This window comes from Mesorhizobium huakuii (assembly GCF_014189455.1).
GTDB lineage: Bacteria > Pseudomonadota > Alphaproteobacteria > Rhizobiales > Rhizobiaceae > Mesorhizobium > Mesorhizobium huakuii_A.
In genome coordinates this window covers 747,293-762,209 of record NZ_CP050296.1, presented here as the reverse complement: position 1 = coordinate 762,209, position 14,917 = coordinate 747,293, and the positions used below count along the sequence as shown (strand labels likewise).

Annotated in this window: 11 protein-coding genes and 1 pseudogene; 5 read left to right on the top strand and 7 right to left on the bottom strand. The window is 63.9% G+C overall.

Annotated elements, in window-relative coordinates; all coding sequences use genetic code 11:
• Window positions 1-6: 6 nt before the first annotated feature.
• Window positions 7-639, top strand: coding sequence for an NADPH-dependent F420 reductase (locus HB778_RS03675; protein ID WP_183461556.1), 633 nt, complete (start codon window positions 7-9; stop codon window positions 637-639).
• Window positions 640-794: 155 nt separating this feature from the next.
• On the opposite strand, the gene HB778_RS03670 is transcribed toward HB778_RS03675, so the two are convergent.
• Together HB778_RS03670 and HB778_RS03665 are read right to left on the bottom strand one after the other, a co-directional pair.
• Window positions 795-1,145 carry a hypothetical protein gene (locus tag HB778_RS03670; protein WP_183461554.1) on the bottom strand — a complete coding sequence of 117 codons (351 nt, stop codon included), beginning with the start codon at window positions 1,143-1,145 and terminating at the stop codon, window positions 795-797.
• 26 nt (window positions 1,146-1,171) lie between these two features.
• A complete protein-coding gene (locus HB778_RS03665; RefSeq protein WP_244661799.1) occupies window positions 1,172-1,459 on the bottom strand; it encodes a hypothetical protein in 288 nt (95 codons plus the stop codon).
• 365 nt (window positions 1,460-1,824) lie between these two features.
• On the opposite strand from HB778_RS03665, the gene HB778_RS03660 reads away from it, so the two are divergent.
• Complete coding sequence (locus HB778_RS03660; RefSeq protein WP_027052319.1) at window positions 1,825-3,447, top strand: ABC-F family ATP-binding cassette domain-containing protein; 1,623 nt, start codon at window positions 1,825-1,827, stop codon at window positions 3,445-3,447.
• A 71-nt stretch (window positions 3,448-3,518) separates the two neighbouring features.
• Here HB778_RS03660 and HB778_RS03655 read toward each other — a convergent pair whose 3' ends face one another.
• The gene (locus HB778_RS03655; RefSeq protein WP_096448255.1) at window positions 3,519-3,959 is read right to left on the bottom strand and encodes a hypothetical protein; all 441 of its coding nucleotides are present in this window, start codon (window positions 3,957-3,959) and stop codon (window positions 3,519-3,521) included.
• Between the two features lie 251 nt (window positions 3,960-4,210).
• Between HB778_RS03655 and HB778_RS03650 the strand changes: the two genes are divergently transcribed.
• Window positions 4,211-4,561, top strand: coding sequence for a hypothetical protein (locus tag HB778_RS03650; protein ID WP_183461551.1), 351 nt, complete (start codon window positions 4,211-4,213; stop codon window positions 4,559-4,561).
• A 79-nt stretch (window positions 4,562-4,640) separates the two neighbouring features.
• Window positions 4,641-5,539: pseudogene (fusA, locus tag HB778_RS03645) on the top strand (elongation factor G); the annotation flags it as partial.
• Window positions 5,540-5,597: 58 nt separating this feature from the next.
• Here the strand turns inward: fusA and HB778_RS03640 are convergent.
• From HB778_RS03640 to HB778_RS03625, 4 genes are all read right to left on the bottom strand, one after another.
• Window positions 5,598-6,239, bottom strand: a complete 642-nt coding sequence (locus HB778_RS03640) for a glutathione S-transferase family protein (RefSeq protein WP_183464984.1) — start codon at window positions 6,237-6,239, stop codon at window positions 5,598-5,600.
• A 536-nt stretch (window positions 6,240-6,775) separates the two neighbouring features.
• A complete protein-coding gene (locus tag HB778_RS03635) occupies window positions 6,776-8,311 on the bottom strand; it encodes an FAD-dependent monooxygenase (protein WP_183461549.1) in 1,536 nt (511 codons plus the stop codon).
• Window positions 8,312-8,574: 263 nt separating this feature from the next.
• Window positions 8,575-11,208, bottom strand: a complete 2,634-nt coding sequence (locus HB778_RS03630) for an EAL domain-containing protein (RefSeq protein WP_183461547.1) — start codon at window positions 11,206-11,208, stop codon at window positions 8,575-8,577.
• Between the two features lie 275 nt (window positions 11,209-11,483).
• Entirely contained in the window at window positions 11,484-13,034 is a 1,551-nt protein-coding gene (locus HB778_RS03625; protein WP_183461544.1) for a winged helix-turn-helix domain-containing tetratricopeptide repeat protein, read from the bottom strand.
• A 186-nt stretch (window positions 13,035-13,220) separates the two neighbouring features.
• Between HB778_RS03625 and HB778_RS03620 the strand changes: the two genes are divergently transcribed.
• Window positions 13,221-13,922, top strand: a complete 702-nt coding sequence (locus HB778_RS03620; protein WP_183461543.1) for an alpha/beta hydrolase — start codon at window positions 13,221-13,223, stop codon at window positions 13,920-13,922.
• Window positions 13,923-14,917 lie beyond the last annotated feature (995 nt).

The following is a 14,917-nucleotide window of genomic DNA, read 5'->3' as shown; positions in this document are numbered from 1 at the left end:
GCGAGGATGAAAATAGGAATTCTGGGCGCCGGCATGATCGGCGGCACGGTCGGACGGCTGTGGGCTGAGGCCGGACATGAGGTGACCTTTGGCGTACGGCATCCCGAGCGGCTGCGCTCGATGCTTTCCGGCCTTGGCGGCAAGGCCGTGGCGGGCTCGGCCATCGATGCCGTCGCGGGCGAGGATGTCGTGCTGGCCGCCATCCCGTTTCGGGCCTGGCCTGGTGTCGCGGCCGAGATCGCGGCAGCGCTCGGCGACAAGGTGCTGCTCGACGCCACCGTGCCCGACCCGCCGCGCGACGGCGCGGCCTCCGGCGACGCAGGGCTGGCCCGTAAGGACGGCGTGGCTTTTGCCGTCGCGCGCCTGCTGCCGCGCGCGAAACTGGTTCGCGCCTTCAGCACGGTGATGTGGACGACGCTGCAATCGCAGGCGCACCGCGTTGGCGACAGGATCGGCATCCCGCTTGCCGGAGATGACGAAGAGGCTGTTGCCTTGGCGGTGCGGCTGGTGAGCGACGCCGGCTTCGATCCGGTCGTGGTCGGGCCGCTGTCGCAGGCCAGGCGCTTCGATCCTGGCACCTCAGTCTTCGACAGCGGCATGAGCGGGCGGGAGGTTCGGGCGGCGCTCGGCGAGGCTTGAGGCGTTCACGATCTGAATCGTGGAATTGCTGTATGCGCCTGTTTTCGCGCACTTTCAGCTAGGTAGTCTCGCCATTTGCACACAGAAAAAGCCGCCCTCGCTTTCTAGCGAGTGGCGGCCTTTTCCCGGGAGGAAGTCAGAAAGAAAGTTAGCGATCAAGCCGCCTTGGCGTGCTTGTGACCGTGCTTCTTGTGGGTGCGCTTGTGGTGGTGCTTCTTGGCGACGTGCTTGTGGCCGTGCCTCTTGCCCGCGTGCCGGTGAGCGTGCTTGCGCACATGCCCGTGGTGCTTCTTGTGGTACCGGTGACGCTTGTGCGCGGCCGCCTTGACCGGCGTCTTCGCCGCGTCCACGGCAGCGGGAGCCGCCGGAGCGGTCGCGGGGGCGGTCGTCGTCGCCGGAGCGGTCGTGGTGGTGGTCGTGGCCGCCGCATTGGCGGTGCCGATAACCGGCATTGCCAGACCGAGAGCGATGGCCAGGCCGAGGGCGGAGAGGAAGGGCTTGTTCATGATGGGCTTTCCTTTGATGGCTGCTGTCACTGGTCGAGGTCGACCGGTGTCACGCCGAGAAGTTTCAGGGCGTTGGCGTAAGTCCGGATGCCTTGCGCCTGCTTGCGCTCGGCACAGAACCGGTTTGCCTTGTCCTGCAGTGCCGTTGCCTGCGCGATCTGGCTTGCACTGGCACCGGGTTCGGCTTTGGTCTGGATGGCTCCGTCGAGTTGAAGACCGAGCCGGCTGCAATATTCGCTCCGGGTAACCGCCGCCTGTGCACCCGACTGTGCGATCGCAAGCATGGCAAGCGAAATGCCGGTTACGGCAGCCATCCATCCGGTCGAACGTCGTTGCATTGTCGGGACCATCCCTCTGCGTTGTGTGGCGACCGCCGTTCGGTTGCTACAGGAATGGTTATCGCAGACGATCTTTTCGCCAGTTTTTCCGGGATGTTGAATCTTGTTTCTGGAGTGTTTCTGGGCGGGTTTTTCCTTCTCCCCCTGTGGGAGAAGGTGGATCGGCGCGCTAGCGCCGAGACGGTTGAGGGGTGGGTGACGGAGTGCTGTCGGCGCCAAGCTGGAGCACCCCTCATCCGACCTCGCCGCCTGCTGCGGCGCTTGGGCCTCTTCCCCCGACAGACGCATTCGCGTAAGGCGCCGGGCAAATCCTTTCAGCGCAGGCCCAGTCCGGAAACCGCATGATCAGACTTGAAAGCATCAGCAAGCAGAACGGCCGTCAGCTTGTCTTCATCGAGGCGTCGGCTTCCCTGCAGAAGGGCGAGAAGGTCGGCCTTGTCGGGCCGAACGGCGCCGGCAAGACGACTTTGTTTCGCATGATCACCAGCCAGGAGCAGCCCGACGAAGGCCAGGTCCAGGTCGATCGTGGCGTCACCATCGGCTATTTCAGCCAGGATGTCGGCGACATGGCGGGCCATAGCGCTGTCGCCGAAGTGATGAACGGCGCTGGGCCGGTGAGCGATGTGGCGGCCGAGATGGCGGAACTGGAGGCGGCGATGGCCGATCCCGACCAGGCCGACCGGATGGACGAGATCATCGAGAAATATGGCGAGGCGCAGCATCGCTTCGAGGAACTCGACGGCTATGCGCTGGACGGCCGGGCGCGTGAGGTGCTCGATGGTCTCGGCTTCAGCCAGGAGATGATGGACGGCGATGTCGGCAAGCTGTCGGGCGGCTGGAAGATGCGCGTGGCGCTGGCCCGCATCCTTCTGATGCGGCCCGATGTCATGCTGCTCGACGAACCGTCCAACCATCTCGATTTGGAAAGCCTGATCTGGCTGGAGCAGTTTTTGAAGGGCTATGACGGCGCGCTGCTGATGACGTCGCACGACCGCGAGTTCATGAACCGCATCGTCAACAAGATCGTCGAGATCGATGCCGGTTCGCTCACCGCCTATTCCGGCAATTACGAATTCTACCAGCAGCAGCGGGCGATCGCCGACAAGCAGCAGCAGGCGCAGTTCGAGCGCCAGCAGGCGATGCTGGCCAAGGAGATCGCCTTCATCGAGCGCTTCAAGGCGCGCGCGTCGCATGCGGCCCAGGTGCAGAGCCGGGTGAAGAAGCTCGACAAGATCGACCGCGTCGAGCCGCCCAAGCGCCGCCAGATCGTGAATTTCGAGTTCCAGCCGGCGCCGCGCTGCGGCGAGGATGTCGTGACCTTGAAGAACGTGCACAAGGCCTATGGCAGTCGCAGCATCTATGAGGGGCTCGACTTCCAGGTCCGCCGCCGCGAGCGCTGGTGCATCATGGGCGTCAACGGCGCCGGCAAGTCGACACTGCTCAAGCTGGTGGCGGGCGCGTCCGATCCCGATACCGGCACGGTGGCGCGGGGACCGAGCGTGAAAATGGGCTATTTCGCCCAGCACGCCATGGAGCTGCTCGAAGGCGAGCGCACCGTGTTCCAGACGCTGGAAGACAATTTCCCGCAGGCCGGCCAGGCGCCGCTTCGGGCACTTGCCGGCTGCTTCGGCTTTTCCGGCGACGAGATCGAGAAGAAATGCCGGGTGCTGTCAGGCGGCGAGAAGGCGCGGCTGGTGATGGCGCTGATGCTGTTCGACCCGCCCAACCTCCTGGTGCTGGACGAGCCGACCAACCACCTCGACATCGCCACCAAGCAGATGCTGATCGAGGCGCTGTCGCAATATGAAGGCACCATGCTGTTCGTCTCGCACGACCGGCATTTCCTGGCGGCACTGTCGAACCGCGTGCTGGAACTGACGCCCGAAGGCATCCACACCTATGGCGGCGGCTATACGGAATATGTCGAGCGCACGGGGCAGGAAGCGCCGGGGCTGAGGAGCTGACAACAAGGGCGGTCGTCGAGCTGACGCCGCCCTCTTTGGTGTCCAGCGTGCCCCCGAAAGGGCGGAGGCCATTACTTCAGCGAGATGGCAAAGCCGCTGAGATCGGCGTTGACCTGCAGGCCAACCTGCTTGCCGGTGAGTTCGAGCTGGGCACCCTTGTCGTTTGTCATGACGATTACCTGGGCGCCCTTGCCGATCGTGCCGCCGCCACCCGCCGCGCCATAGACCCCCGTCACATCGCGGGCGCGCCTGATATGGCGCACCGTGCCGTGGAAATAGGTCTTGGAAACGCCGAAGGCGAGGCCGCCCGAAACGGCGCCGATGGAGATCGGATAAGACTTACCGTGGAAGGTGAACGTGCCTTCGCCGCCGGAGCCGCCGACGAAGAAGGCCGCCTTGTAAACGGCGAAACGGATCGTGCCGCTGTCGGCGTGTGCTGCGCTGGCAAAGCCAATGCCGGCAGTGGCGATGGCGGCAACCGCGATGGAACGAAAACTGGACGAAATCTTCATATGAGAACTCCTCAAGGTCGCCGCGTGCCCAACCGGCTGGGCGTGTCAGCGCTGTGTCAAAGTTACAACTGAACAGTCTCGCCTGTCATTTGGTTCCCGGCACACAGCCCGAATCTGGCTTCGGGAAGATCGACATGAAGCGAGGCCTATGGCAAGCGCAGGGGCGGGACATCGCGGATACGTGATTGGCATGGCGGGGACGCCGGCCAGGTCTGCGGAGACCGGGAAGGGCTTCAGAGATGAGAATTGCGATGCGCATTGCAATGTCCGCATTGGCCGCGACGGTGGCGGGATGCGCGACCTCTCCGGTCGACTACGGCGCGTCGCTTTCGCCACAGGACCCGAAGTGGGCGTCGCCGCAATGCCAGCAGGCCCGGGCGGCGGCTGCCGACTATGCGGTTCGCGAGAAACAGCATCCGGGCTGGGAATTCGCGGCACTTGGCCCGTATGGGCTGGGCATCATAGCGGCCACCAAGGAGGCCGAGCAGAAGCATCGGAAGTTTTACGCCCGCAACGTGCACCTGCAATGCTCGAGCCTGCCGCTGCCCAAGGAATTGCAGGGCGATTTGAGCCCGGCGGGCGCAAAGGCGAAATATCCATAGCCGTCTCGCCGGGGCAAGGAAGCGGCTGTTGACGGCGCTCGTCCTCACCGTTGCGGACTTCTGGTCAACCTGCAACCATATCGTCATGGAAAAACCTGCCGCGCCATGGCCTTTGCTGCAAATCGCGATCGAGGCGAAATCGAGAGCCGACGAGGGGAAGCTGCGTATCGCCCTGTCGAGGCTGGCGGACGAGGATCCCTGGCTCCACGTCAAGTGGGACGAGGATCCGGTCAGACGATCGTCGCCGCCATGGGCGAAGTTGAACTCGAGGGCATCATCGACCGCGTGCGCCGCGAGTTCAATCTTGCGGTGAATGTCGGCGCCCCGCAGGTGGCCTATCGCGAGACGATCACCCGCAGCCATCAGCAGGACTACACCCACAAGAAGCTGTTCGCCGGCACGGGTCAGTTCGCCCGCGTCAAGATCATGTTCGAGCCGAACGCGTACAATCCGGACTTGGTGTTCGCGTCCAGGATCGTCGGCGGTGCGATCCCGGACGAGTATGTGGCGGGGGTCGAAAAGGGGCTGCGCAGCGCCCTGTCGGCGGGGCCGTTCGCGGGCTTTCCGATGATCGGCGTCAAGGCGATGCTGGTGGACTGCGCCTGGCACGAGACCGACTCCTCGGCCCTGGCTTTCGAGGTTGCCGGCCGCGCCTGCTTTCGCGAAGCCGCGCCGCGCCTCGGCATACAACTGCTCGAGCCGATCATGAAGGTCGAGGTGGTGACGCCGGCAGACTATGCCGGCAGCATCACCGGCGAACTGAAGAGCCGTCGTGGCCGGATCGGGGACCAGGAAGCTCGCTACAGTGCAGTCGTCATCAACGCGATGGTGCCGCTCGTAAACATGTTCAAACTGGAGGACATACTCCGGTCGCGTTCGAACGGGCAGGCGCGCTTGAGCGCCTCCTATGCCCGATACGTTCCCGTTCCAGGGCCTGACGGCCGCGATCCGCCGCCCGCAGCGGCCGCGTTCGCCTGACGCCCGCTCACCGCCGCTGTGGTCGCGCCGAAGCGCTCAAGTTGCTGTCAGCTCAGCCTTATGATGGGGCGTTGAAGACGAATTGCGCGGCGAAGGCCCTGGCATAAGCGGGCCGCGCTTCCCCGCGCGCCACATAGGCAGCCAGGTTTTTATATTCGTCCAGAATGCCCGACATTCTCAGGCGCAGCAGCACCGATACCATCAACAGATCGCCCGCGCTGAACGCACCATCAAGCCATTCTGCGGCGCCCAGATAGGCCGAGAGCTTGCCCAGCACTGCCCGAACACGGTCTTTCACCAGCGGCAGGCGCTCCTCGGCCCAGGACCTGCCGGCTTCGAATATTCTTGCCGTCGTCAACTCGAGGATCGGCGGCTCCACGGTGTTGAGCGCGGCAAACATCCAGGTGATCGCGCGGGCGCGGGCATCGCGATCCCTGGGCAGCAGGCCGGCATGCTGCTCGGCAAGATGAAAGACGATCGAGCCGGTCTCGAACAGGCACAGAGAGCCTTCCTCATAGGTGGGGATCTGGCCGAAGGGATGGATGGCCAGATGGCCAGGCGCCTTCATCCCGGCAAAGGAAACAAGCCGAACCTCATAAGGCTGCCCCACCTCTTCGAGCGCCCAGCGAACGCGCGTATCGCGCGCCAGTCCCTTGCCGCCATCGGGGGATCGTTCAAAGGCTGTGATGGTGGGGGGCATTGGCAGGCTCCGGGTGGTTGGTGGGGTGTGTCTGTGTTTTGCATCCAGAGGACGAACGGCGGGCGTCATACCCGACACCCTACCTTGTTTTTCAGTCACGGGAGGGTAGGGGCGGCGCCGAAGCTGCCCGATCTCCCCCCTCGTGGGCAGGGCGATCGCATATCGCGGCGCCAGCCCCCACTCCGGCCGCTTCGAGGCCACCTCTCCCCATGTATCCGGTTCAAACTGTTACCCATCTATCCGGTTCGGACAGGCGCCCTTCCTCTCCCTCCGGAGGGGAGAGGTGGCGCTGCGAAGCAGCGACGGAGTGGGGGAAGGCGGTTCTCAAAGTCACTGCCGCTAACAACTCGCCACGGAGCCTCAATCTGGCGAGGCATCGCCCCGGCTTGAAGTAACGATGGCCGAGCCAGGTCGACCCCACACTCCGTCGAGCTTCGCTCGACACCTCTCCCCCGATCGACGGGGGAGAGGAAGGGCGCGAGTTCGCCGCCCTTGGCGTCTTTCCTTTCCCTCCAGAGGGACCCACAAGGGGGAGATCACAGCGTCGCCGCCTCGCCTAACCACTTCGACGCGGCCTGAGCAGCCTCCTCAAGATCAGGCTCAGCATCGGCAGCCCAGGCGACGAAGCCATCCGGGCGCACGAGCAGGGCGCCCAGGCCGAGCCGCTCCCTGGCATTCTCGGCGACATAGCTGATCCGGCCGCGCCAGCGGCTGGCCAGCGCTTGCAGGGGAGGGTGGGCATCGAAGTCCAACAGCAGGCCTTGCCCGGTCCTCAAGCGTTCGCCGAGCCTCGTCCCGTCGGCCAGCTCGAAATCGGGCGCGCTGCGGCCGACCAGTGGGTGGCTGCCGCCAAGATCGTAGCGCAGCGACACGCCCCAGACGCGCTCGGCGAAATAGGTCGCGCCGTCGCCTGTGGCGATGAGATCGCGGATGATGGCTTCGAGCGCGCGCGAACTGCGGCTTGGCCGCATCAGCGCGACCTGGGCGCGCGACCAGTCGAGAACCTGCGCCCCCACCGGATGCCGCTCAGCGAAATAGCTGTCGAGCAGGCCGGCCGGCGCGTCGCCGCGAATGGTGGCGGCAAGCTTCCAGCCGAGGTTCATCGCGTCGCCGAGCCCGAGATTGAGCCCCTGGCCGCCGAGCGGTGAATGGATGTGGGCGGCGTCGCCGGCAAGCAGCACCCGCTTGTTGCGGTAGGTGGTCGCCTGGTAGGCGCGATCGGTCCAGGTCGTGGCGAGGCGCAGCGCCGCCAAGGTGACGTCCGCGCCCGACACGCGGCGCAACACCGCCTGCACATGCTCCAGCGTGATCGGCTCTGTCCGGTGGAAAGCGGCCCCGTCGAACTCGACCATCGCGATCGTGCCTGGCCGGGAGTAGGTGTACATGCCCGTCGGCGTGTAGTGGCGGCCGAGGCTGAGTGTGTCCGGATCGGCGATTTCGACTTCGACGGAATAGCCGGTGAATTCGGCATCGGTGCCGGTGAAGGCAAAGCCGCCAAGCTTGCGAACCGTGCTGCGGCCGCCATCGCAACCGATGAGCCAGCTTGCGTGAAAGGTCTCGCCACCGGCGCGGATGGTCACGCCTTCGTCCGACTGGGTGAAGCCGTCGACGCCGAGGCTGCGCCTGATCTCGACGCCCATCGCGGTCGCGCGGGTGGCGAGCATGGTTTCCAACTGCTCCATCTCGACCGCCATGCTGTTACCCGCCGGGTCTGGCAGGCGATAGGGCCATTTCGAGCTGTCGACGGCGTCGAGGTGGAACTGGATGCCGGCGAAATGGCCGCCGGGGCGGCGCGGCTGCTGCATCCAGTGCGCGGCGGCCAATTTGCCGCCCGAGCCATCGTTGGCAGGCGGCGCAATGTCGTCCAGCAGGCCGCGGCGGTGGAAGGCCTCGATGGTGGGCACGTTAAGGCCGCGCATGCCGAAGGGAAGCCGCTTCAATGGCGAGTTGGGGCTCTCGGCCTGCTCCAGCACCAACACAGAGAGGCCTGCCAGGCGCAGCTCGCAGGCGAGAAACAGGCCGACCGGACCGGCACCGGCAATTACGACATCATAGGGGATCGGGTTGGGCATGAACTACTCCTTGGTCGATGTGTTCGACCGGAGCGTTCCTCGAGTTGAGAGCCACACGGACGAACGATTGGGCGCTCAACAGCGTCCGATGTTCGTCGTGGGGATCTCGTGCACGAAGCCAAAGACCAGAGCTCTCGTTACCGAGAGGAGTTGGGCTTACCAAACCAACTCTGCCTTTTCCGACAGCGGCTATATAGCGATGTGGCGATTGGTCTGCAACAGGGTGAGGTGGCGACCAAGGGCAACGCCAGGGGCAGGGCCAACTACCCCGCGGCCAGCCATTTGCGCGACTGGGCGAAGGCCTTGAAGGCCTTGGCCTCCATGGGCCGGCCAAAAAGGTAGCCTTGCAAGATATCGCAGCCAAGTTCCTTGAGGATACGCGCGTGCTCCATCGTCTCGACGCCCTCGGCAACCACTTCGATGCCGAGCGATTTGCCGATCTCGATGATCGACGCCACAAGGTGCCGTTGCGCCATTGAACCGGCAATGGGTGTGATCAGTTGACGGTCGATCTTGAGGCGACGCGGCCGCAGCTTGAGCAGCGAGACGATCGAGGCGTGGCCGGTGCCGAAATCGTCGATCTCGATGTCTATGCCGAGCTCCTTGATGTGGTCGATATTCCAGGTGACCAGATCGTCGTTTTCATCGAGGAAGATGGACTCCACCAGCTCGAACGACACGGTTCCCGCCTTGATGGCGAGCTTGCGCAGGCCCTCGATCAGGTCCTTATCCTCCAGCCGCCTGGCAGAGACGTTGACCGACACGCGCGGGATGTTGAGATGACTGCGCGACCAGCGCTCGAAATTCTCCAGCGCGTGTTTGAGGACGATGCGGTCGATCAGCGCCACGACGTTGAGTTCGTCGGCCACCTTGAGGTAGGCGTCGGGGGCCAGGATACCCCTTCGCGGATGCTTCCAGCGCGACAACGCCTCGACGCCGACGATCTCAAGCGTGCTCGCGTCGAACTGCGGCTGATAGTAGGCGATGAATTCGTGCCGCTCCAGCCCGCCGAGAATCTCGTCGGCGATCTGCTTGGTCCGCACGATCTCGCTCTGCAATTCCTCGTTGAAGAATTCGAAGCGGTTGCGGCCACGACTTTTCGCCCGATAAAGCGCGAGATCGGCGTTGACCAGCAACTGCTTCACGTCGACGCCGCTGTTGGCGGCAATGCCGATGCTGACCCCGAAGCGGCACGGATGGCCGCGATAATCGACAGGCTGGCGCATCTCCTCGATGATGCGGTCGGCAAGTGCCGAGAGCTCGTCGTCATCAAGCCCATGGCTGACCAAAACGAACTCGTCGCCGCCGATGCGCGCAACGAAATCGTCACGGCTGGCATTGGCCTTGATGACCCTGGAGGCATGCATCAGCATGGCATCGCCCGCGGCGTGGCCGAGCGTGTCGTTGATCTGCTTGAAGCGATCGAGGTCCAGGTGCAGCAGTGCCGTGCGCCGGTCCGGTTCGCCGTTTTCGGCCAGCAGTTCATCGAGATAGCGGCGGTTGGGCAGGCCGGTCAGCGAATCGTGCAGCGCCGCATACTCGATATGCGCCTTGGCGAGATTGAGCTCGGCGTTCTTCGATTCTGTCAACTGGCGCTCGCGAATGAGGTTTTCGTTGAGCAGCACGTCGCTGGTCACGTCCCACTCGGCGCCGATCAACTTGGGTGTGCCGCCTATGTCCTGGAAGTAGGTTGCGCGCGTGCGCACATGGCGGACGGTGCCGTCGGGGCGCAGGAGCCGGTATTGTGAGGAATAGGGGCCTTTACTGGCCGAGGCCGAATCAAAGTCCTGTCTTGCCCGCCCGAGATCTTCAGGATGGATCGTCTGCGCCCAGTCATCATAGCCGCGCGGCTTGCCGTCGGCTGACTTGCCGTAGATCTCGTTGACGCGGTCATCCCACACCATTTCGTTGCTGGTGAGGTCGTGTTCCCAAACGCCGATGCCGGAGGCTTCAAGCGCCAGCTCCAGGCGCCCGGACAGGCGCCTCAGCTCGGCGTAGTTTTTCTGCCTTTCGCCGAATAGCCGGCCGGCCACCATGATCGGCAGCACCACCAGCGCTCCGGCGAGCAACATCAGCGACCGCAAGGTCCACTCGTTCTTCGGAGCCGCCGACCAGCCGCCCTTGGGAATGGCCGAAATCTGCCAGGAGCCTGATGGCAACTGCACGTCGGCCGATACCGGATTTCCGGCGACGACCTGGTCGCCGCCGAAAAAGCGGTCGCCGCCGCCGCCCAGCGCATCCTTGCCTGTGAGCGCGACATCGATATCGAGATCCTGATCGGTCAGCCCGCTCGCCGCGTAGAGCCGATCGACATCGACCACCGCCGAGACGATGCCCCAGAAGCGATCGCCGCCGCCGGCGGTCGGCACAAAGACCGGAATGCGGCCGATGAAGCCGCGCCCGCCTTGGGCAAGGTCGACCGGGCCGGCAAACACCAGCACCCGCTGGTCGCGCGCCCGGAGCGCTGCCGTGCGCTGCGCTTCGTTCTTGCGGTAATCGAGCCCGATCGCCTTCTCGTTGCCCTGTATCGGATACATCAACGAGATGACGAGGTCGGGCGCGCCGGCAATGTTGCGCAATTGCGATTTCTGTTCGAACAGATTGCGGGCAAGCGAGGCAAATCTTTGCTGGCCCATATAGGGTTCGGTATCGATGGCCGAAACCAACCCCTGCACAAGCTGAAGATTGCCGTTTATATTGCCTTCGAGCTTGGCGCGAATGATGTTGACCTTGGCCAGCACGTCGGCACGGGCCAGTTGATCGGAGACCCTGCTGTTCTGCTGGTCGGCAACGACGGCGCAGACCAGAAGCACGACAAAAGCGATCGCCGCCGGCAAGTTGGCGGTAGAAAAAATGGCCCGGCTCGTGCGGCCAAGACTGAATCTTGTTGTGGTCAATTCGACCCGGGTAGCTGTCCTGAACAATAGCTCATCGGTCCAGCTTAGTAGCAAACGCTTAAATTTGCCCTTCCAGGCTGGCAGGAAGTTTCAGCATTAGCCTACGCGGGGCATTTCAACTTGCCGGGCGGAGCAGTGCCTAAACGACCGGCGTCGCCGGTGCTTCCGGACGCGTCGGGGCCAGATACTCGACGAAGCGCCAATGTGGGGGCTGGCTTTGCCGAGTCGGGATAAACCGCTTCGCATTCTTCCGATATCGATGACGCTCGAAGCGATCATGCCGGCAATCCCGCCATCCGCATCGCGTCGGTCACCTCGCCGACAATCTCGGGCGCCAGCCCCACCGCCGCTGACCAGCGGCCAATCGTAAAATGCGGATCGAGCGCCAACATCCGCGCTCCCGCCGCCTTGGCCTCGTCGAGCCGGCCGAGCCTGGCAAGCGGTGCGGCCAGCCATCCGTGCAGGATGCTGAAGCCGGGGTTCATCTCCACCGCCCGCCGGCCTGCGGCGACAGCCTGCTCATGCCGGCCGGCGAGGAAATTGCCGAAGCCGATCATGCCTTGCGGCACGCAGTTCATGGCGTCCAACGGGCTCAGCCGCAACGCCTGCTCGCACCAGTCGATGGCGCGGGCCGCGTCGCCGCCATAGGCCACTGGCACGCAGCCGAACGTGTAGACGAAGGCGCAGGAGGCGCTGAGCGCCAGCGCCTGCGAAAACGCCTCGTCGGCCAGCCTGCGGTCATGCTCGACCAGGCCGATGGTGAAGCCGGCCAGCGCCAGCGCCATGGCGTCGCCCGAGCCGTGCTCGATGGCGGCATGGGCATGGCGGGACGCCTTCTCGCGGTGGTCCGCCAGCATGCCCCCGCGGATGAAAAGGGTTTGATGCGCCCAGGCGGCAAAGCCGTGGACGAGCGCATAACTCGGCTCGATGGCCAGCGCCTGGTCGAGCAGCGGCAGGCCTTTGGCGGCGCCTTGCGGCATGAAGGTGTACACGTCGGGCAGCGCGCGCAGAAAAAGATCGTAGGCGTCGAGACTGTTCGGGCGCTGGCGCTTGACGCGTTCGATCTCGGCCCGGCGCAGATTGGGCTCGATGGCCGCGACCACGCTGATGGTGATCTCGTCCTGCAGCGCGAACACATCGGTCAGCTCGCGGTCGTAGCGCTCGGCCCAGAGATGGCTGCCGTCTTCGGCGTCGACGAGCTGGCCGGTGATGCGCACCCGGCTGCCCACCTTGCGCACTGAGCCTTCCAGCACGTAGCGCACGCCGAGTTCGCGCCCGACCTGCTTCACGTCGACCGCGCGGCCTTTGTAGGTGAAGCTTGAATTCCGCGCGATCACGAACAGCCAGCGGATGCGCGACAGGCCGGTGATGATGTCCTCGACCATGCCGTCGGCGAAATAGTCCTGATCGGCATCACCGCTCAGGTTGACGAAGGGCAGCACGGCGATGGAAGGGCGGGCGGGAATGCCCAGCCCCGGCTTCGCCTGCTCGACCGGTGCGATGGCCTCGGCGCCGGCCTCCTCGCGCACGGTGCCGACGAAGCGAAAGCCCCGGCGCGGGAAGGTGCGGACGAGGCGCTGCTGCTCGCCATTGTCCCGCAGGGCGCCGCGCGCGGCGTTGACGCGGCTGGCCAGCGTCGCATCCGAGACGATGCGTCCCTGCCAGACCGCATCGACCAGATCGTCCTTGCTGACCACACGCTCGCGATTGCGGATCAGATATTGCAGGAGGTCGAACACCTGCGGCTCGACGGAAATCAGGTCATTGCCGCGACGCAGTTCGCGCCGGTCGCCGTCCAGGGCGAAATCCTCGAAAAGATACGGCAAATTGCTGGCTCCGGAACGCGGCTTATAACGGCACTGGACACTGTAGCCGTGTCGTGGCCGCAAAATCAAAGCCATCTCAAGGGAAAATCAAGCGGTCCTGAAGGTCGCCTCAAAGCGGGCGCGGCGGCCGCGTCGCATAGTCCTCCTGCAACCAACGCAAACAACACTTTGAAACGGAGAACTCAAATGTCGAACAATGCAGCAAATTCCGTCGTCCTCGTGCATGGCGGCTTCGTCGATGGCTCCGGCTGGGAAGGCGTCTACCACCAGCTCAAGAAGGACGGCTACGACGTCACCATCGTTCAGAACCCGACCACCTCGCTCGCCGACGATGTCGCGGTGACCAAGCGCGCCATCGCAGAGGCGAAGGGCGATGTCATCCTGGTCGGCCACTCCTATGGCGGCGTCGTGGTGTCGGAAGCCGGCACCGACCCCAAAGTGGCTGCTGTCGTCTATATCGCGGCTTTCGCGGCGGATGCCGGCGAGTCGGTCTCGACCCTGATCGCCAACCCGCCTCCCGGCGCTTCCGTGCCGCCGATCCTGCCGCCCGTCGACGGCTTCCTGATGCTCGACAAGGCCAAGTTCGCCGCTGCCTTCGCCGCCGATGTGCGTCCCTCGCTCGCTGCCTTCATGGCGGACTCGCAGGTTCCGTGGGGCATTCCGGCGCTCGAAGGTAAGGTCACCAAGCCGGCCTGGAGGGTGAAGCCGAGCTGGTATCTCGTCGCCACCGACGATCATATGATCCCGCCGCCGGCACAGCGCCAGATGGCGACCCGGGCCGGCGCGACAACGGTCGAAGTGCCCGGCAGCCACGCGGTCTATGTCTCCGATCCCTCGGCTGTCGCCAAGATCATCGAACAGGCGGCGACGAGCGTCGGCAAGAAGTGAAGCGAGCCTGCCTCTGCTTTGAAGGACAGCCCGGACGTTGGTGCGTCCGGGCATTTGCTGTTTTGACCCGGAGACACTCTTCAGTTTAGCTTTAGGAAATGAAACTGGTATCCATATTTGGCTGCGAAGTTGAGTGGATAATAGATAGAATAATAGGTTGCGGGTTGGGCAAATGGATTTGATCAGTGACTAAGCGCGAGGATGATGGCCACAATGAGCATATGCGGACTTATCGCGGATATTTGAGGAGTCTAAATCGGCCCTTGGCGGAGGAATACATACGCCAGCAAAGGCCGAATGTATCCACAGCCATCGATGCGTTGGCCAAAGCTGTCCCCGTCGCTCAGGCTATTGCACAGCTTCACGAAGCAATTCGCCGTTCACCCGCGAGAAATTTCTGGCCGGTAATCCGCGAGACCAAGGGTGTGCTTCTCGTTCGACCGACTGACTCGGACCAAGATTGCCCTTGGCCGTGGAGGCGAACAAAAAGTGGCAATATGAGCTGCAAACTGCCCGGCCATCTTCTGTTCTCACCTTGGCCACCAAATTTCCATCGCATGCTCCTGAGTTGCATGGGCGGACTTCAGCGAGTGATGGCCGATATCGATGACCTGGAAAGCAAGAGTGATTTTTCGATCACGTTCCTCCCTTATAGAATTTGGTCAGCAATGCTGCGACCAAAATTCCTCATTCCCGAGATCCAACTGTTTCAAAGGTTTGCCGTGCCGGACAGCATAGCGGCCCTGGATAGGTGGTCCAATGAACCCCAGCGTGGTTCGAATATTGCGCTACGGATTTCGCAAGGAGCGCTGGTCTACAACGACGGGTCAGATCGTTGCGAAATTGAAATTCCCGAGGCGCTGACCAAACCTCTCTTTGTCCCATCGGCGCCTCGACCGCTGGAATTGCACGTGGTCCGAGCCGGAGGGCGATCCTATGACCCTAAAAGCCGTGACGGCACGTGTCGAGGGAAGGCGCTATGGACTGCGTGGCCG